16 protein-coding genes are annotated in these 18,617 nt (G+C 64.0%); 7 read left to right on the plus strand and 9 right to left on the minus strand.

The genetic code is table 11. The features are described from left to right. The first annotated feature begins 35 nt into the window (after positions 1 to 35). Positions 36 to 449 carry a hypothetical protein gene (locus ACZZ0O_RS09155; protein ID WP_463590601.1) on the plus strand — a complete coding sequence of 138 codons (414 nt, stop codon included), beginning with the start codon at positions 36 to 38 and terminating at the stop codon, positions 447 to 449. 3 nt (positions 450 to 452) lie between these two features. After that, positions 453 to 1,319: a DUF6973 domain-containing protein gene (locus ACZZ0O_RS09160; RefSeq protein ID WP_463590602.1), complete on the plus strand. Its 867-nt coding sequence runs from the start codon at positions 453 to 455 to the stop codon at positions 1,317 to 1,319. A 126-nt stretch (positions 1,320 to 1,445) separates the two neighbouring features. Here the strand turns inward: ACZZ0O_RS09160 and ACZZ0O_RS09165 are convergent, their stop codons facing one another. Further along, positions 1,446 to 3,575 carry an ankyrin repeat domain-containing protein gene (locus tag ACZZ0O_RS09165; protein ID WP_463590603.1) on the minus strand — a complete coding sequence of 710 codons (2,130 nt, stop codon included), beginning with the start codon at positions 3,573 to 3,575 and terminating at the stop codon, positions 1,446 to 1,448. A 283-nt stretch (positions 3,576 to 3,858) separates the two neighbouring features. Here ACZZ0O_RS09165 and ACZZ0O_RS09170 point away from each other — a divergent pair, with 283 nt between their 5' ends. Together ACZZ0O_RS09170 and ACZZ0O_RS09175 are read left to right on the plus strand one after the other, a co-directional pair. After that, complete coding sequence (locus tag ACZZ0O_RS09170) at positions 3,859 to 4,779, plus strand: hypothetical protein (protein WP_463590604.1); 921 nt, start codon at positions 3,859 to 3,861, stop codon at positions 4,777 to 4,779. 142 nt (positions 4,780 to 4,921) lie between these two features. Beyond that, complete coding sequence (locus tag ACZZ0O_RS09175; protein ID WP_115512671.1) at positions 4,922 to 5,239, plus strand: hypothetical protein; 318 nt, start codon at positions 4,922 to 4,924, stop codon at positions 5,237 to 5,239. A gap of 336 nt (positions 5,240 to 5,575) precedes the next feature. Here the strand turns inward: ACZZ0O_RS09175 and ACZZ0O_RS09180 are convergent, their stop codons facing one another. Beyond that, on the minus strand, positions 5,576 to 7,165 hold the full coding sequence (locus tag ACZZ0O_RS09180; RefSeq protein WP_115561179.1) for an SDR family NAD(P)-dependent oxidoreductase: 1,590 nt from the start codon (positions 7,163 to 7,165) through the stop codon (positions 5,576 to 5,578). 435 nt (positions 7,166 to 7,600) lie between these two features. Between ACZZ0O_RS09180 and ACZZ0O_RS09185 the strand changes: the two genes are divergently transcribed. Then, positions 7,601 to 8,575 (plus strand): glutathione S-transferase family protein, encoded by a 975-nt coding sequence (locus ACZZ0O_RS09185; protein ID WP_463590605.1) that lies wholly within the window; start codon positions 7,601 to 7,603, stop codon positions 8,573 to 8,575. 20 nt (positions 8,576 to 8,595) lie between these two features. On the opposite strand, the gene ACZZ0O_RS09190 is transcribed toward ACZZ0O_RS09185, so the two are convergent. The 6 genes from ACZZ0O_RS09190 to ACZZ0O_RS09215 all read right to left on the minus strand — a co-directional run bounded on the left by ACZZ0O_RS09190 (position 8,596) and on the right by ACZZ0O_RS09215 (position 12,930). Beyond that, positions 8,596 to 9,057 (minus strand): DUF4126 family protein, encoded by a 462-nt coding sequence (locus ACZZ0O_RS09190; protein WP_161963644.1) that lies wholly within the window; start codon positions 9,055 to 9,057, stop codon positions 8,596 to 8,598. 289 nt (positions 9,058 to 9,346) lie between these two features. Beyond that, entirely contained in the window at positions 9,347 to 10,276 is a 930-nt protein-coding gene (locus ACZZ0O_RS09195; RefSeq protein WP_463590606.1) for a lysostaphin resistance A-like protein, read from the minus strand. Positions 10,277 to 10,300: 24 nt separating this feature from the next. Continuing rightward, a complete protein-coding gene (locus ACZZ0O_RS09200) occupies positions 10,301 to 10,786 on the minus strand; it encodes a MarR family winged helix-turn-helix transcriptional regulator (protein WP_323514390.1) in 486 nt (161 codons plus the stop codon). Then, positions 10,783 to 11,076 carry a hypothetical protein gene (locus ACZZ0O_RS09205; RefSeq protein ID WP_463590607.1) on the minus strand — a complete coding sequence of 98 codons (294 nt, stop codon included), beginning with the start codon at positions 11,074 to 11,076 and terminating at the stop codon, positions 10,783 to 10,785. Before ACZZ0O_RS09205 ends, ACZZ0O_RS09200 begins: the two co-directional genes overlap by 4 nt. Beyond that, on the minus strand, positions 11,073 to 12,017 hold the full coding sequence (locus ACZZ0O_RS09210) for an alpha/beta hydrolase (RefSeq protein WP_463592428.1): 945 nt from the start codon (positions 12,015 to 12,017) through the stop codon (positions 11,073 to 11,075). The genes ACZZ0O_RS09205 and ACZZ0O_RS09210 overlap by 4 nt, the downstream gene beginning before the upstream one ends. Positions 12,018 to 12,294: 277 nt before the next feature. Beyond that, positions 12,295 to 12,930, minus strand: a complete 636-nt coding sequence (locus ACZZ0O_RS09215) for a YiiX/YebB-like N1pC/P60 family cysteine hydrolase (RefSeq protein WP_463592429.1) — start codon at positions 12,928 to 12,930, stop codon at positions 12,295 to 12,297. Positions 12,931 to 13,141: 211 nt separating this feature from the next. On the opposite strand from ACZZ0O_RS09215, the gene ACZZ0O_RS09220 reads away from it, so the two are divergent. Both ACZZ0O_RS09220 and ACZZ0O_RS09225 read left to right on the plus strand, forming a co-directional pair. Then, on the plus strand, positions 13,142 to 13,477 hold the full coding sequence (locus ACZZ0O_RS09220; RefSeq protein WP_463590608.1) for a DUF3817 domain-containing protein: 336 nt from the start codon (positions 13,142 to 13,144) through the stop codon (positions 13,475 to 13,477). Between the two features lie 168 nt (positions 13,478 to 13,645). Beyond that, entirely contained in the window at positions 13,646 to 15,616 is a 1,971-nt protein-coding gene (locus ACZZ0O_RS09225) for an alpha/beta hydrolase family protein (protein WP_463590609.1), read from the plus strand. Between the two features lie 371 nt (positions 15,617 to 15,987). Here ACZZ0O_RS09225 and ACZZ0O_RS09230 read toward each other — a convergent pair whose 3' ends face one another. Further along, positions 15,988 to 18,303: a S9 family peptidase gene (locus ACZZ0O_RS09230; RefSeq protein WP_463590610.1), complete on the minus strand. Its 2,316-nt coding sequence runs from the start codon at positions 18,301 to 18,303 to the stop codon at positions 15,988 to 15,990. Positions 18,304 to 18,617 lie beyond the last annotated feature (314 nt).

The raw sequence follows: 18,617 nt of genomic DNA on the forward strand, positions 1-18,617 counted from the left end.
AAACATCGCTCTACCGCAGGAAGGAGCCGCGCCGTATGCCATTCGCTATCTTCCGTTCTTACGTTTCGGCATCGGCCGCAGTGGTCGTTGCCACCTTTGCAGGATGCGCCATGACCGAGCCGCCGATCTCAAACAAACAGTTTTCCGAGCATGTTGTGACGCTGCTGGCCGGCAAGGATTCGGCTGTGGTCGAAGCCGGCAAGTTGACCGATTTTCCTTGGAAGACGCTGTGCTTCGAGCGCGATGACAGCCTGTTGCTGAAGTTCGATCGCGACGGAGAGACATCCGTGCTGCCGTTGCCTTATGAAGAGTTCTTCGTGGACGAGGCGCATGTGGCCAATTCCCTGGAAGATAGCTGTGTCACGCCATCCGATCGCATCCTGATCAAGAAGAAGTATCCGGGCTATCAAGGGCCTATCGAGTTTCAAAAGGCTGCGCAGGGAGGCTAAGCCATGGTCGATATCACCGATCCAAAGGGTGCAAAGCGTGAGATTGAGCAGGAAGTGTATCGGCACTACGAACAGCTGAGCGGCACGACGTTGGCAAAGCGTCCCGATGGCAGTTTCCAGTCACAGGGGCACAACGATCAGCTCGATGCCTTTCGGCATGCGTATACCAGTGGCCGTGTCACCCAACTTGCGTTAGGTCAGCAGTGGATCGCACGCAAGTTTGGGGATGATGCCGAGATTGGGCCGGCCCATCCAAATGATCCCTACGAACATCGCATGGATCTATGGAACAACGAAGCCGGCCGCCGGCTCGGCGATCAGGCCTCCGGGCAGGATGCATTGGCGCGACAGGCCTATGACGCGCTGCGTCACGGCGATCTGGCGACCGGTCTGAACGATCCGCGGCTCAGACAGCTGTTTCCCGACGATCCACGCCTGGCGCGCCCCCAGGGAGATCCCGAACGGGACCTTGTGACCAGCAGCGATGTTGACCGGATCAACAAAGATGTATCGCGCCTGCAGGACCAGGCGCATGACAGGTTTCCAGACACGCATCCGGACCGTGCGTATTTCAATACGTTGCGTGGGCAGCTGCCTGCATCGGTGTCCGATACCAAGGTGGCCGAGGTCATGATTGCCGCAAAGCAGGCGGGTATGGAACGGGTTGACCAGCTCGCCGGCGCCGTTCTGAGTGACGACCACATCTTCGTCTCTGGCAAGACGCCAGGATTTCGTGCACAGGTAGACGCGAACACGCCAGCACCTGATATGCGGCAGAGTGTTTACACCGCCGATCAGCACAACGCCGTCCAGGCCTACGACCAAGCGCAATCGCAGGCGACACAACAAGCACCTGCGCCTGGACGCTAGGCGGCCCAGTGAGAGGCTGGTGGTGCTGCCGACGTGTTGCCTTCGACGGCTGAGTCATCAAGGGAACGCCGGTGCGCGCTGGCTGATGCGTGATGTCTGGCTCCGGTAATGGTCACCGCATGACGCTCACCGCAATGCCGCCCGCACCGTCTGCAACGAGGCGGCAAACAGGTCGACGGCGCGCTTGCCGTCGTTGTCTTTGATGGTCTTGTCGGCACCCCTGGCCACCACGAGCGCGTAATTGGGCGCGCTCTCGTCATTGCTTTCCTGTTCGGCGGCGTAGTGCAGCAGGGTGCGGCCCCGGGCGTCGCGGGCGTTGATGTCGATGCCCAGGCTCAGCAGAAAGTCGAGAAAGGCCACTTCCTTTGGAAACGTGTGGCGCGGTAACCAGTGATGGGAGGTGAGGTTGTGCAACAGGGTTTGCTGGCCCGGTTGCAGGGCGAGCGGGTCCAGGCCTTTGGCCATGATCAGGCGGACCAAGTCTGGCTGGAAACAATAGGCCAGCGACGAACGCCCATCGGCTGCGGTGCGAGTAGCGTCCGCACCCAGTTCCAGCAGCGCGGTGATGGGGCTATCGGCGTCGAGCGTGTGGGACAGCAGTGCCGATTGCAGCGGAGTGTAGTGCAGCGAGTCGTCGCGCTTCTGTGCGATGGCCTGCGCGTTGATGTCGGCGCCGCCGGCAACCAGCACACGCACTTTCTCGCCGGTGCTGGCGGTGTGCAGCGGAGTGGTGCCGTGGATGTCGCGCGCGTTGGGATCGGCGCCGTGCGCCAACAGCACACGTGCGGTGGCGACGCCGCCCCAGTCGAGCATGGTGGTGCTGTTGTCCCAGCGTGCGTCGGGGTCGGCGCCGGCATCCAGCAGTGCTTCCAGCATGTCCAGATAGTCATGCAGGCTGAGGTGGTTACGCAGCTTGCTGTCCACGTCTTTCACCGCCTCCTTGCTGGCTTGCTGCAGGGCATGCTTGGCGGCGCGATAGCGCTCGCGGGTCTGTGCATCCTTGGCGTGGACGATCATGGCATCCAGCGAGTCGAGGCTGCCGATGCTGATGCTGTCGACCAGGTGCTGACGGTATTGGGCGCGGGTCATTGCGGCGATCGGGCCGCGGGTGACCACCAGATCGTGCAACGGCCAATAGCGCTGATTGGTCCAGCCGTTGACGCGTGCGCCGTTGGCGATGAGCCAGCGCACGGTGGCCAGCATGCTGTGTTTGACCGCCGTATTGAGCGGTAGCAACCGTGTGTTGAGCGTTGCGCCGGCCTTGAGTAGGCGCGCGATCATGGCCGTGTTGTCGTGCCGGGTGGCGTAATTGATGGCGGTGGAAAATTCCTGATCGGACGCGATGTGCTCGCTCAGCCAGTCGCTGTCCGGCGTGCAATCGGGCATGGCGCCTGCCAGCAATGCCGCCTCGATACCGACGAGCGAATTGGCGCGTGCTGCGTCCAGCAATGCGCGATCGGCTGCACTGCGCTCCACTACCGGTACTGGCGGTGTGTCGTTGTCGGGCTGTGCGGGGTCGCGCTCCAGCCAGGCAAGCCACGCCTTGGCGCCCTCGCTGCCGGCATCCAGGTAGAAAGTGTCGTTTTTCTGGCCATTGCCGAAGCGCATCCACGAGGCCCATTCGGTGCCGGCCATGCCCAACGCCGACATCTGGGTGATGAAGCTGAAGAAATCCGGGGCCAGCGCCAGGCCGTGCAGCATTTCCAGCTCGTGCGAAAAATAGCGCACCGGTTGCCTGGTGGGATCCGGGTGCGTGGTGTCGATGGTCAGCCAGTCGCCGTTGATGAGGGTGTAGAAGGCGAACTGGTGTTCCCACAGTGCAGGGCTGTTAGGTGCCTCGGACAGGTCGCGATCGGCCAGCTCCTGCTTCCAGTCCAGAAACACGGGCAGGGCCATCGTGTCGATGTGGGTCAGGCTCCACACCGCGTCGCGGTTGCAGCTCATGGACGGCAGGTCTTGCTGCTCCATCGCGCGCAGGTGCGAGGGCACGTACCAGCCGAAGCTCACCTCTGCCGACAGCTCGCGCAGCACGCGACGCAGCTGTGTCGGGATCGGCATGTGGTGACGGCGTTCGAGCGACAGCAGCTGACGTTCGGTCGCAGGCGGGGCGATCAGTAGATGCGTCACCTGCCAGTCGCGCTTGCGGGCGATGGCTTCCATCCAGCGCCATTTCGCCTGCCACAGGGTCCAGCGTGTCTGCAGGGCGGTGTCCTGTGGTGTGCAGGCACCGAGCAATGTGGAGGTGGCCAGGGCCATGAGACCGGCCTCGAGAAGCTTGCGGCGTGAGAGCGTGATCAGAAGCGGCTCCTTGCGTCTGGCGACGGGGCGAGGCGTCTGCGAGCAAGGATGCACGCAGCAATGCTAAACGCGCGACAAGGCTTTGCCGCATCAGCTGCGGGCGCGGGTGGGCAGGTCGGCCAGGCGGCCGCTGCAGGCGCTGCGTTGCGCTGGAACCCTGGGCGATCCCTGGCCGCGGGTGGGACAGGGGCGGCGCAGGTGTCGCACGGTTGCGTAGGATAGGCAGCACGGAGGCACTCGCATGGACCCGAAATCCCACCACCAGGATCGCCTGGCTTCGCGCACACGGCTCTACGCGCTGTTGGCGCGAGAGGCGCGCACCGGCGTGATCTTTCGGCGTGGGCCCAGCAAGCAGGTGCAGCTCATCCGCTGGGATCGCGCCACCGACACCTTCGAGCACGGGCAGTGGTTCAAGGGCCGCATCTACGAGCGGCGTTGCGATCTGTCGCCGTCGGGGCGGTTGCTGGTGTATTTCGCGGCCAAGCATAAAGGCGATTTCGGCACCTGGACGGCATTGTCGCGCCCGCCGTTTCTGACGGCGTTGGCGCTTTGGCCCAAGGGCGATGCCTGGGGCGGCGGCGGTGCGTTCGAAGATGAGCAGACGTTGCTGCTGAATCATCGCCCGCAGGAAGGTCGCGAGCCGTTTCCGCTACCGACAGGCTTTCAGCTGAAGCACACGATGACGGTACGGCCATTCGGGCAATGGTCTGGCGGTGGCGAAGACGAGCCGATCGACAGCGTGCTGCGGCAGCGCGATGGTTGGCGTGTGATCGACGTCGGTGAGGGGGAGCGGGGCGGCCTGCGGAGCGGGGTGCTCTACCGCTTCACGCGCCCGCGCGTGTGGGAGAAGGACGGCGGTGGCGGGCGTCGGCTGCAATCGCTGCTGCATGCCGTGGGGCGTCAGAACGATGCGTGGTATGCGCTGGATCACCGCGTGCTGGATCGCGATGGTGCCGTGCTGGCGGACTTGCCCGGCACCGACTGGGCCGATTGGGACGGTGGCGACCTGGTGTTTGCGCGTGGCGGCGGCCTGTATCGGCTGTGCAAAAGCGATTTTCGGCGCTATCCGGAGGACGGCGAGCAGGTGGTTCGGCTGCTGCATGACTTCAGCAATGCGCGGTTTGCGCCGGTTGCACCCACGGCGGAGGCGCTGCGCTATTGATGCGCTGCGCATGAAAATGGCCATGTAGCCTGCGCTCTGGCGCGAGTGACGCTGTCGTGAAGTGCCTGCGATCACCTGGGCTTGCGCTCTGCGCGGTTCTGCGGATCACGGTACTGCGACAGGTCGAGCCCGATCATGCGGCATGAATAGTGGGAACCAGATCACGGCGCGAGCCGTCTCCGTCGCGCCCGGCAGTACAGGGCGCTCCAGTAGCAAGCTGATGGTCGAGTTGTCGAGCAATCCCGATCCACGGTGGTTGGCGTGCTTCAATTTCGTCGTTCAAGGACGGGACGGGTTTTTCATGCAAGCCAGGCCAGTCTTCGACCGAGGCAGCTTTGAAGGCGAGGTGCCTGCCGAGCAGGTTGATGCGTTCCGGCAGCAGCTGCATGAGGTCATCGCCGCCGCCAATGTGCTTGCGAGCGCACAGGCCAATAAGGATGCGTTGCGGCTGCGACGCTGAGCATTGCCGGCACGATGCAAGCGATGCAGTTCGATTCTGGGCGGCAGCGCAATGGCGACGCCTGCACCGGCGCTGCACACATCCGATTGCGGCGTTGGTTTGGGACATCGCGCCCGTCTGGATGCCGGCACCATCTGTGCGCGATAGACACGCGACGTGGCCGATGCGACGCAGGCGCAAAGGCTGGGTGCAGTCACGGCGGCAGTGCTCTCCGCCCTATTACGGTGGATGCGCAATAGCAGAAACCGCAAGCGCGCTCGCTTCCAAACGATGTTGGCGAACATGACTCGCCGGCACGCATCGCATCACTGCGACGCGTGCCTGTATTGCCACCACTCACCAATCCGTCGGCGCGTAATCCTTCAAAAACTGCCCCCACACATGCTCGCCGGTGTTGGCGCCGTGGATGATCGGGTCGACGATGCGGGCGGCGCCGTCGACGATGTCCAGTGGCGGGTGGAAGCGTTCCTGCTGCACCTTGAGCGCGGCGATGTCGGCCGGATCTTCATCAGTGACCCAGCCAGTGTCCACGCTGTTCATGTGGATGCCGTCGTTTTGATAATCGGCGGCCGAGGTGCGCGTCATCATGTTCAACGCGGCCTTGGCCATGTTGGTATGCGGGTGACGGGTGGTCTTGAAGTTGCGGTAGAACTGCCCTTCCATCGCCGAGACATTGACGATGTGTTTGTCGCGCTCGGGCGTGCGCAGCATCAGCGGCTTGAGCCGCGCGTTGATGATGAAGGGCGCGATGGCGTTGACCAGTTGCGTTTCCAGCAGCTCGACCGACGGTACTTCGGCCATCAGCAGGCGCCAGGAGTTGCGGCCGCGCAGATCGACCTGCTGCAGATCCTGATCGAGACGGCCTTCCGGGAACAGGTGCTCCTGCCCGACCAGCTCGTCGTCCAGCAGCGCCACCTGCGACAGCTCGGCGGCGCGGGTGAGGCCATCGGCATCGGCCAGGCCGCGTCCGTGCACGGCCGGCAGCGCGGTAGCCGAAGCTTCGCGCAATAGCTCGGGCGTGCGCAGGCCTTCGTAATGGCCAACGAGCTTTTGCACGGTGTCCGGCAGTGCATCCAGTGCGGCGGTTTCGTTGGCCATCATGTGCGCGTAGAACTGCGGCGGGCGGCGCACGGTCTGGCAGGCGTTGTTGATGATGAAATCCAGCCGCTCGCGTGTGGCCAGCAACTGGCTGCAGAACGCCTCGACACTGGGCGTGTGGCGCAGATCCAGGCCAAATACCTGCAGGCGATGACCCCACTGCGCAAAATCGGGTTCTTCCGCGTAGCGCGCGGCCGAATCGCGCGGGAAGCGCGTGGTGACGATGAGCTCGGCACCGGCGCGCAACAACTTCAAGCCGGCCTGATATCCGATCTTGACCCGTCCGCCGGTGAGCAACGCCACGCGGCCGCGCAGGTCGGCGGTTTCGGTGCGCTTGAAGAAATTGAGCTCGGCACAGGCCGGGCACATCTGATCGTAGAAGTGATGCAGCTGGGTGAACTTCTGTTTGCACACATAGCAGTGACGCAGCTCGGGCGAATGCATCGGCTCCGGCGTCTCGGATGCGTTCTCGCCGTTGTGAGCGTCGTGCAGGCCAGCGGCGTGCGGCGGGAAGACGTTCGGTGTGCTGAACACCGGCTTGCGCCGCAACGCACGGATACCACGTTGTTCGAGCAGGGCCTCTGCCTTACGCACCTTCTCCTGATGCCGCTCGCGCTCGCGCTGCTTGAGCAGCTGCCGGCGCGCCTTCGGCTCGGGGTGATAGACCTTGGCCACCACCTGGTGCAGGCGCACGCGGTCGGCCTCGGGCAACGCGTCGAGCACGCTGCGGTCGGCCTCGATCGCCTCCAGCAGATCCAGCGCGGCGCGCAGGCGGTCGGTCAGGGGCAGGTCGTCGGTGGGCGGGGGTGCGGGGGTCGTGGTGTTCAAGGTAGATCCGAAAGAAGCGGCACAGGCCGTGGCAAGGACGGCGGGCAGCCGGGAATGCACAAAGGGACGCAGGTGAGGACGACAGCGGGCTGCCGGCTGGCGACCAGCCTCGGGCCGCCGCCTGGGCATTTTCGCCGATTGTGGGGCCGTGGCGCCAATCGACGGGTCGGAGGGTGTGCCAGATGCCCCGGACACCTGATGCGTGTGCTCTGCGAGAGTTCTGTTGCCAAAGCCATCTGCTCGCGCCAAGTGTCGCTAAGCGCAACAGTGGCCACCTGCAGCCGCTCCGTGATCGCGCGCTAGCAGGCAGCGCGCTGCGACCTGCTGAAGCGACTTGCGCGGTAAGCACACTCCCCGTAATCGCTGGCCCGCTCACGTGTTTTCCAACATGGCTGGGCTACGGTGCTTGCCTGTTCTGCAGTGCAAGGAAACACCATGGGCCTGCTGGTCGATGGCAAGTGGCAAGACCGTTGGTATGACACCGATAAGAGCGATGGGCGCTTTGAGCGTTCGCAATCGCAATTTCGCAATTGGGTGACGTGCGACGGCGCAGCGGGGCCGCATGGGGGCGGTGGATTTCAGGCGGCAGCGGGGCGTTATCACCTGTATGTGTCGCTGGCGTGCCCGTGGGCGCATCGCGCTTTGATCTTTCGCCGCCTCAAGGGATTGGAGCCGCTGATCGATGTGTCGGTAGTGAATTGGTTGATGCGCGACCAGGGCTGGACGTTCGATCCAGGCCCGGGTGTGGTGGCCGATCCGATTCACCACGCCACGCGCCTGTACGAGGTGTATCTCAAGGCCGACCCGCATTACTCCGGGCGCGTGACCGTGCCGGTGTTGTGGGATCGCGAGCGCAACACGGTGGTGAGCAACGAGTCAGCCGATATCATCCGCATGTTCAATAGCGCCTTCGATGAAGTTGGTGCGGCCGAAGGCGATTTTTATCCGGCCCCGTTGCGCGAGCAGATCGATGCGCTCAACGCGCGCATCTACGACACCGTCAATAACGGCGTGTACAAGGCCGGCTTTGCCACCACCCAGGCTGCCTACGAAGAAGCGGTGGTGCCGCTGTTCGAGACACTTGACTGGCTGGAGGCGCGCCTGGGTGAGCAACGCTATCTCTGCGGTGCCACGCTCACCGAGGCAGATTGGCGGCTGTTCACGACACTGATCCGGTTTGATGCGGTGTATGTCGGTCACTTCAAATGCAATCTACGACGGATTGCCGACTATCCGCAGTTGTCGGGATTTCTGCGCGAGCTCTATCAGATGCCCGGTATTGCAGACACCGTGAATTTTCAGCACATCAAGGGGCATTACTACCAAAGTCACGACAGCATCAACCCGACCGCTATCGTGCCGATGGGGCCGGTGCTGGATCTGCATGCAGCGCATGGGCGCGGTGGTTGAGACGCAACTGCCCGGTTGGACTAACGCTTGGCTGCATCCCGAATGATCAACGTCGCCGCACCCACCGCGATGGCGTCTTCGACAACACCGGTACTAGTCTGGCCATAGCGTTCGATCGCACGCATGCGCGCATTGAAGGTGAGATAGGCCGCGGCAACCGCCGTTGTGGCGCCGAGCAATGCCGCAATGCCACGTTGTTCGCGCGGTGCCAGTGCGGTGCCGACGATGACGCCTGTGGCGATACGGGCAATCATGCCGGGTAACACGATGCGGTCCGGGGCGGTTTTCATCTTGTCGCCGGCCAGCTCGCCGCCGGCCAGTGCCAGCATGCCAGCCGATGCCAGGGGATTGGCAAGCAACGCCGGTGCGCCGTTGTCGGCAGGAAGCTTGCCGGTGCGTGCAGCGTTGGCCACTGCAGCCAGTGGGGTCATCGAGCGCATGCCGGCGACGGCGCTCATCAAAATGGAGTGGATCAACGCCATGTGCACCTCTGCAAGGGCGTGCCGACGGACTCCAACGTAGAGCCAGCAGGCGCGCATCAGGTTGTTGGTGCTCAGAGCCTAGGAGGCCGGATGTCTGCGCGATGGCAAGGCGGCGCCATGGCGATGTGTGCTGGCGTCCAGGCGTGAGACCTTGCCTGACGTGTGGCATCACGCGGTGCGCGATGCATGCCGGGGTGGTCGTGCCGCTGTGGAACGGCGATGCGGTGGGTGCACCATGACGCTGCCCGACCATGCAGACGCGACAGCGCGTTGCCATCGCCAAGACGGGTCAGGGTTGCTTTGCAAAGCTGCCCGCGCGCCACGCCATCCACAACATCCCCAGACCCACCGCCAGGCAGATCAGCACGCCGGGCAGCGAAGCCTCCGGGCCGAAGGCGCCGCCGGTGAGCCATTCGGGAAATCCGGGACGGGCCGTGCTGCGGGCGATGGCCGGGCCCATGTCGGTTCCGGAAACCGCTGCACCAAACAGATAGCCCTGGGTAAAGTTCCAGGCGATATGCACGCCGATCGACATCCAGATGCGGCCGGTCAAGGCATAGAACGCGCCGAGCAGGATGCCGGCTTCCAGTGCGATGCAAATCGCCGCAAACGCCGTTGCATGCGGGTTGGCGATATGGCCGAAGCCGAACAGTGCAGCAGAGGCGGCGAACGCCACCCACGGGCCGAACGCGCGCCATACCAGGCGCAGAAAGATGGCGCGGAACAACAGCTCTTCGATCACCCCGGCCTGCAAGGCCTTGCGCACCGCCGTCCAGGCTGGCGCCGGGCCCAGCGCTTGTATGTCGTACAGCCCGAACAGCGCCATGATGCCCATGACCGTGGCGAACATGGCCGCGCCGATGACCAAGCCGATGGTCAGCTGCGGCAGCATCGGGCGCAGCGCAAGCTCGCTGGCGCGTCGCCCTTCGGCCAGGTGCACCGCCAACACGTAGACCGCCAATCCAACCGCGACGCCGATCAGGCCGGCGACCAGTTGCAGGGGGCCGGAGTCCTTGGGCAGCAGGCTGCCGATGCCTCTGCCGGCCATGGGCGCCAGCGTGGCGACCACCACCAGCAGCAGGACCGCCCAGGCAATCGCTCGCAGCCAGCGTAGGCGGCCGGGATGCAGAAATTTGCGCTCGCCCAGCGCGATCCGGTGGGGCGTTTGGCTGTGCGTGGCCACTGCGCTACTGGCAACCGATGGCGTGGGTGCGTGCATGGGTGACGTCCTGTGGGGTGGTTGCTAGCGGGTGGTCGAACGGAATGACGCGTCTGAGGCAGCTGCGATACGGGTCGCGAATGAGCGGTGCTGCAACGCGGCGATGGCTTCAGCAAGGACAGCGGAGAGCGCAACGGACAGTTCCTGATCGAGCTGTGCGGCGGCTGCGTTGGTCGCGGCCCATTGCTGTTGCAACGCAGGCACCATCTTTTTTGCTTTCGGCGTCAGTGCCACGATGCGTTCGCGCGCGTCGGCACCTGGCTTCAACACGGTGAGCCGTTGCTTGGTCATCTGCGCCACGGTCTGGCTGGCAGCGGAGTGGGTGATGCCGATCTCCTGCGCTAGAGCCTTGATAGGCAGCGGCCCTGATCGCAGCAGGACGCGCAGGACGGGTGTGTAGCGTGGCCGCCAGTCCAGCCCTGCAGCGGCGTAGACCGCTTCCAGATCGCCATCGAGCAGCTCAATCAGGTGACGGACCAGGGTGCCTAGGGTTGGAGATGCTGCGCTCATGAATCAAATGTATAAGCGCTGTTGCATTTGCGCCATGTGCCGGAAGTGGGGGGCATCAAGGTCAGCTGGGTGAGGTGGTCGGAGGTGCTGCGTAGGCTGATGCGCTGTGTTCCGGAGAGTGCGGTGGTGGAGAGATCCGGGCGGAGTTGCACGTGATAGCGCTCGACCTCGAACCCTGCGCCCGGCAGTGTTGGCGTTGCGGCCATCAGCGAACACGGTGCGAGTGCCAGCAGCGCAATTGCCCGTAGCGACATCGGGACATTGCATCCAGCCATCACCCGATGTTTCACCGCTCGCTCCGATCAGAAGTCTTTATCCCGAGCAAGGCCTTCAAGCCGTGGGTGGCGCCGCGTGGCCCGATGGTCAGGTGGTCCTCGTCATTGAGAACGTCCAGCTCGACCTGCAACGACGGATAGTGTCGCGCGCGCAGTGCCTGTGCCATGTGCTGTGCGTCGATGACCATGTCGTAATTCTGGTGATAGCGCACCTGCTCGTACTCGCCGACGTACATGTACACCTGTGCCGGCAGGTCGGTATGCGAGGCCGCAAAGCTTTTTTCCTGCGCCACCATCGCGTGCTCGCCGTACCAGTACGATGGGCTGCCCAGGATGTAGCCGGCAAACATGTCCGGTGTGCTCAACAAGATCTGCGTGCCCAGCAGGCCACCGTACGAATGCCCCAGATACAGACGGCGCTGTTCGTCGGTTCGGTAGCGGTTGGCAACGAACGGCAGCACGCGATCGCGCAGGTAGCGGATGTAGTCGGCGCTCTTGCCGTGGGTGGCAACGGGCGCTGCGGTTGGGCCATCTTCCGGTGTGGGCGTGTAATCGCGTCTGCGGCTCGGCATGGGCTCGTCGCCGACTGCGTAGGACAGCCCAACCAGAATGAAATCCTCGATGGCTGGACCTTCGCCGTTCAAGCGACGCGTGATCTGCTTGACCAGTGGAAATGCATAGTCGCCATCGGTGGCATACAGCACCGGGTAGCGGCGCTGCGGATTGTCCGCATAGCCACGTGGCAGGGCGACGAAGACCTGGTAGGTGCGACCTGTCGCCGGATCGGGCACGTCCCAGACCTGCGTGTCGGCGAGTTCATACGGTTGGCCCTCGCCACGCTGGCTACCGGGTGCGTGAGCGGGCGTACGCGCTGACACCGTTGGCTGTGGCGTCGCTGCAGTAGCCGGTGTTGGCGGTGGTGCTGGTGCCTTGCCGCAGCCAGCCAGAAGCAATATTCCCAATCCTGCTGATAACAGCTTATTCAAGACAGCCTCCTGTGTGGCGCTAGAGCGCAATGTTGTTGCAGTAGTGCAGATGACATCTAGACGAGGAGACGCGGCGAACCGCGCGTACCTGCTCTGTCGCGTTGGACGCGTGTAGATATCGATGATGTCAGTCGACCTGAAAGAAGCGATAGGTACCTGGCACCGCACAACCCGCCTGGGTCCAAAGTCTTCGATGATCGAACGGCGTAGCGCTCCCAACCAGCTAAAACCGCGGGAAAACATGCCTTCAGTTCAACGGACCAACCAAGCGCAACGCCGCCGCCTTGGCCATATCGTTCGGATTGGTGCCGGGCAGGCCCTGCGGCACGGCCATGCCTCTGCTGCGATAGAAGTCGGTCCAGTACGGCGACACGTTGCCGGTCTGCAGGTTTTTGAAGTTCATCGGTTGCAGCGCAAACACCTGATGTGCGCGGAAGGCGCGCTCGATGAAGTCCGAGCAGTAGTAACTGTTGTCGTCCTGCACGTAGGTCTGGTTGTACGGTTTGCCGAGCATGCGCCGCGCCTGCGCGATGGCGTCGGCAATGGCGGGGCGATGCGCGGGAGTGAGCCGGTATACGACGATCTGCCGCTGCTTGGCGGTGGCCTCATCGATGAACGCCTGCAGCGGTTGCTCGCGCGAGCCTTGTTCGTCGGCATGCAGTACCACCTCGGTATCGCCGGCATGTGCCACCAGCGCGACATGGTCGAAGCTGCGTTCGCCCTGTGTGGCGGTGGCGTCGTCGATGGCGCCGCTCAGGCCGCTGCGCGCTGCGGTGACGAATAGCAGGTCGCCATCGTGCACCTTTCGTGCCAGTGCCGTCGCGGGAAGTAACGCGAGCAACAGTAACAACAGCAGAGCGATGCGCATGGTGTGAGGCTTCAGGACGGCGGTGCCGGCATTATCGCCGGGATGCGCTTGAATGCGCCGAGCCGTAGGACGCTGCGTGCGTGCCGCAACCATCAGCAAGCGCGGGACGTGTACTGGCAGCGCCACGCGCCGGTTCACTTGGTCTTGCCTGTAAACTGGCGCTGCCAGCGGGCGTCGTCGCCGCCATCGCGTCGCGGCAATCCTTGAGTAGCCACTGGAGTGTTGCATGCGTTCTGCTGCTGCGTTGTCGCCGATGGGTCGGCTGTTTGCGGTTGCCGCCTTGATCGAAGGCGTGACCTGGGCCGGGCTGTTGCTCGGCATGGTGCTCAAGTACGGCACACAAACCACCGAGGTGGTGGTGTGGCTGTTCGGTCGCCTGCACGGCGGCGCCTTTCTCTTCTACGTGGTGGTGAGCGTGCTTGCCGCACTGCGGCTGCGTTGGCCGTGGTGGGCCTGGGCGCTAAGCCTGCTGGCCGCGCTGCCGCCGTTGGTGACGGTGCCGTTGGAAATGTGGTTCCGACGCATCGGCTTGCTCGGCAAGCGGCCGCCGTCTGTCGGTTGATGCGGAGCATGCGTTTAGGCCGCTTGCGGCATCGCCCGCAGTAGGTTAGAGCGCAGTAGGCCAGCCAGTCGCACGTCTGCAGCATCACCGATTGCGCTGATGGGGCCATGGACGCGGCGGCGGTCGTTTGCCACCATGGACCTCTCAAGGACAGGTCGTGGGGGCGATATGCGTGGTTGGATGACAGGCGTGCTGAGTGTGCTGGCATGGGGAGTGGCAAGCCCGGGAGTCGCGCAGAGCGCGCCGGAAACCGTGGATCTGGCGCCATATCTCAAGAGCGACCAGTTCGAGCGGATCAAGATCTCGCCGTCCGGTGCCTATCTCGCACTGACCATGCCGCTGGAAGACCGCACCGTGCTGGGCATCGTGCGGCGGCAGGACAAGGTGGCCACGGCCAAGGTCACCGGCGGCGTCAACAGCGTGGTGGACGATTTCTGGTGGGCCAGCGATGAGCGCATCGTGGTTTCGATGGCGCAGCGGCTGGGCTCGCGCGACGAGCCGGTGGCCATCGGCCAGCTGCATGCCATCGATGCCGACGGCAAGAACGGTCGCCTGTTGGCCAGCCCGTACGGCACCAATCCGGATATCAACGGCGCGCAGTTGAAGATGGACCTGGACCCGGCCACCTACATGCTGGACACCTTGCCGGGCGACGCGCGCAACATCCTGGTGTCGGCGGTTCCGTTCGTGGGCGATCCCAACGTCCGCATCGACAAGCTGGATATCCAGACCGGTCGGCGCACGACCGTGGCGACCTCGCCGGTCCGTCGGGCAGGGTTTGTGACCGACCAGCAAGGGCGGATCCGCTTTGCCAACGGCCTGGACATCAGCAACATCAGCAAGCTGTATTACCGCGACAACGACGACGCACCGTGGCGGCTGATCAACGATGCGGCCACCAGCAAGCATCGCGAATTCCCGCTGGGTTTTTCCGCTGATGGCAGTCGCGCTTATCTGCAGGTGGAGCAGGCCACCGGCACCGATGTGCTGGTGGCGTGGGACCCGGCAACCAGCAAGGCAACCCCACTCCTGCACGACGATACCGTGGACCCGTACCACATCCTGCGCGATCTGGACGGCACCACGCCGATCGGTGCGTCGTATATGAGCGATCGCGTGCGCAATCGCTTCTTCGACGAAACAGCGCCCACCGCCAAGTTGTATCGCAGCCTGGAAAAGGCCTTCGACGGCAACGCGGTCTACATCACCTCAGCCACCAGCGACCGCCGCATGGTGCTGGTGTATGTGTGGAGCGATCGTAACAACGGTGATTACTATCTGTTCGACACGGTCAGCAAGAAGGCCGACCGTGTGTTCAGCCGTCGTGAGTGGTTTCCGCCCGATGGAGTGCCGGCGACCAGGCAGGTGAGCTTCAAGGCGCGCGATGGCTTGGTGCTGCATGGCTACCTGACCCAGCCATTGCATGCGCAAGCCGGCAAGCCGCTCCCGTTGATCGTGATGCCGCATGGCGGCCCGTTCGGGATCTTCGACAAGTGGGATTTCGATGACGACACCCAGTTGCTGGCGGCAGCCGGTTACGCGGTGCTGCGTGTCAACTACCGCGGCTCGGCCAACTATGGCTACGCGTTTACCCAGGCCGGTGCCAGGGAGTGGGGCGGACGCATGCAGGACGATGTCACCGATGCCACCCGCTGGGCCATCGGCGAAGGCATTGCCGACGCATCGCGCATCTGCATCTATGGCGCAAGCTACGGCGGCTATGCAGCGCTGATGGGCGTGGCCAAGGAGCCGGCGCTGTATCGCTGCGCGGCCGGTTATGTGGGTGTCTACGATCTGGACATGATGGCGCGCGATACCGGGCGCTCCGCGCGTTGGGCCAAGAACTGGACGGTCGATTGGCTGGGCGCACGCGACACCTTGGCTGCGCGCTCGCCGGTAACCCTGGCACGGCAGATCAAGGTGCCGGTGTTTCTGGCGGCCGGCGGCAAGGACGAGCGCGCGCCGATCGAACATACCAAGGCCATGGAGCGCGCGTTGAAAGGCGCCGGCGTGCCGGTGGAGTCGCTGTACTTCCCCAACGAGGGCCACGGCTTCTACACCGAAGCGCATCGACGCGAGTACTACACGCGCTTGCTGGCGTTCTTGAGCAAGCAGCTGGGTGGTGCGACGGCGAAGTAATCGGTTGGCGTCCCACCAGGTGTTGCCTGATGGGACGCGTTATCAAGAGCGCTTGCTGTGGTGGTGCGTGAAGCTTGATGCGTTAACTGCCTTGCGCATTGCGCCTGCAATCTTTCGCGCTGCCGTGTTGCTGGGTTTGCGGGTCTACGGGTAAGGCATCGCGGCCGGGGCCGCTCCTACGTTTTTGGGGCTTTGCAGGTTTGTGCGAGCGATGCTCGGGTGCATTGGGAATCTCGTGTTGCGCATTAGACAGCTGCTGCACGACGGAGCAAGCAGCTGCATCACCGCTTTCTGTGCACTCCCCCCTTTAATTGCTTTGGCAGCACGGCACCGTCGATGGTCGACGATGCCGTGTCCAGCACCACTCACTTCTACGGCATCGGCTTCATCTGGTACTGCGCCGGCGGCGTGGCACCGAGCAGGTATTGCACGAAATAATCCCAGCGGCGGCGGGTGACATATGGGGTCATCTCGCCGTAGCCGTGTTTGGCGTTGGGCAGCATCAGCATGTCGAAGTTCTTGTTGGCCTTGATCAGCGCATCGGCCACCAGCAGGGTGAGATACGGCGGCACGTTGTCGTCCAGGGTGCCGTGCACCAGCATCAGCCTGCCTTTGAGCTTGCTGGCATGCGTAGCATTGGCCTGGTCGTCGTAGTTGGAGGTGCCGTCTTTGTTGACGATGTGCTCGCCGTGATACTTCTCCGCCCAGTCGTCTTCGTAGCCGCGGTTGTCGTGGTTGCCGCTTTCCGACCACGCCACCTTGAAGAAGTCGGGGTAGCGCAGCATCGCGCCGGTGGAGGCGTTGCCGCCGCCGGAGTGCCCCCAGATGCCGACACGGTTGAGGTCCATCCACGGGTAGCGCTGCCCCAGTTCCTTCAGTCCGGCCACCTGGTCGGGCAGGGTGTTGTCGCCCATGTCGGCGTACCAGGTGTCGTGGAAGCTCTTGGAGCGCCACGGCGTACCCATGCCGTCGATGGCGATGACGATGAAACCGAGTTCGGCCAGCGATTGATTGTCGCCATGGCCGGCATAGAACCGGCGACCGCGGACCGAGCCGGTCTGCGGGCCGGGGTAGATGTAATCGATGACCGGATACTTGCGGCTGGCGTCGAAGTTGCTGGGCTTGAACATCAACCCGTACAGCGTGGTCTTGCCATCGCGCGCCTTGACCGTGATCGGCTCCGGTGGCACCCAGCCGGCGGCCTTGAGGCGGGTGATGTCGGCAGTGGCTATCGTGCTGATGCTGCGGCCATCGGCGGCGTCGCGCAGCAGCGTGACCGGTGGCGTCAGCGAAGTGGAATAGGTATCGACAAAGCGCGCGCCATCGGGCGATAGCACGACGCTGTGGTCGGCCACTTCCGGCGTCAGCAATACCGGCGCGCCGCCATCCAGGCTCACCTTCCACAGCTGCTGGTAATACGGGTCCACGCCCGGCGAACGGCCGACTGCCATGAACCAGGCGGTGCGTGTCGCCGGGTCTACGCGCAATAGCTCGGTGACGTTGCCTTCGCCAGTGGTGATGGCGTGCTTGGGCTTGCCGGTGCGCAGGTCGTAGAGAAACAGCTGACCCCAATCGCTGCGTTCGGAAAACCACACTGCCTCATCGTTGCCGGGCAGATACGCCCAGTTGGCGGCCACCTGCCCACTTTCGTAATAGGTCTTGGCGGTTTCGTCGAACGCGGTGCGGACCTCGCCGGTGGCGGCATCGGCAATACGGAACCAGGTCTGCTTGTGGAAACGCGAAGTGGAGGCGAATGCCAGCGTCTTGCTGTCGGGTGCCCATTTCGCATCGTCCCAGGCGCCGTCGCAGCTGACGTCATCGCACAAGGTGGAGCGGTGTTGGTCCGGCGGCATCTTCAAACGCACCACGTTGCGCGATGGCACATCGATGATGACGCGCTCGATCATGGTCACGTCCTTGTCGCCGGCCAGCGGGTATTTCCATGCCTGCAGCTCGGGATGACCGAGCTTGGTGCTGACCAGATACATGTCCCCGGTCTTGCGCTGATCCTGCTGGAATGTCGCTATTTTGCGCGAGTCCGGCGACCACGCAACGATGGCGCGATCGCTGTGCTGCCAGCCGGCGTTGTCGGTGGCGTAGCCGAAATTTTCCACGCCATCGCGGGTGAGTTGGGTTTCCTGGCCGCTGGCCAGATCGCGTACCCACAGGTTCCAGTCGCGAATGAAGGCTTCACTGCGCTTGTCTGGCGACAACACGCCAGGTTCCGGTTTGTCCTTGGCGTACAGTTTGCTGCACCGCGCACGCGCATCGCAGATCACGGCGGTATCGCGCACATTGAGGCGGTAACGACCATCGGCTGTGACCTTGACCACCGGCGCGAAGGTGTCGGCCTTGAGCGGTTTGTTGCCGGTCTTCAATAGCGTGTTAAGCGAAGCGACCAGCGCGGACTGTTTGAAGATCGGTGCGGTCTTGCCGGTGGCGGTATCCAGCTGCAGCAGCCGGTCGCCCTTGGCATCGTGGTCGACATAGACCAGGTGGGTGGCGTCCAGCCAGTCGATGCGTGAGGCCGTGTGATCGACCAATGGCTGGGTGAGGTAGCCGATCAGACGTTCGGCGCGCGCATAGTCGGCCTCGGTGACGCTGGGTGCCTGCGCACTGGCGATGACCGGCAGGACGGCCAGGGCGAGGGCGGCGAACAGCTGCCGCATCGGCAACGGGGTAGGCATGTAGGACTCTCCGGGACGAAAGGAGCGCGCAATGCGGTCGGCGCGACCGTCCGATGCTACCCGCCACGTGGGCCGGGTGCCTCTGCCAGAAGTCGTGTCTGCGCCGTTGTCGACGGCGGCAGGCCGCGCGCGTTTGGGCGACCGAGTGGGCGTGGCCGACGCGGGGCGGACCTGTGATCGAGCGGTTGCCGAGCAGGTCGCCCGGTCCGGCACCGCCACAGCGTGACCGATGAGGTTCGTCGAGCTCGATGCCCATCGAGGCAGATCACACCCGTGGACCGCACGCACGCCGGTGATCGGCCAGCCACTGACGA

The sequence above is a fragment of the Xanthomonas sp. AC360 genome (assembly GCF_979258225.1).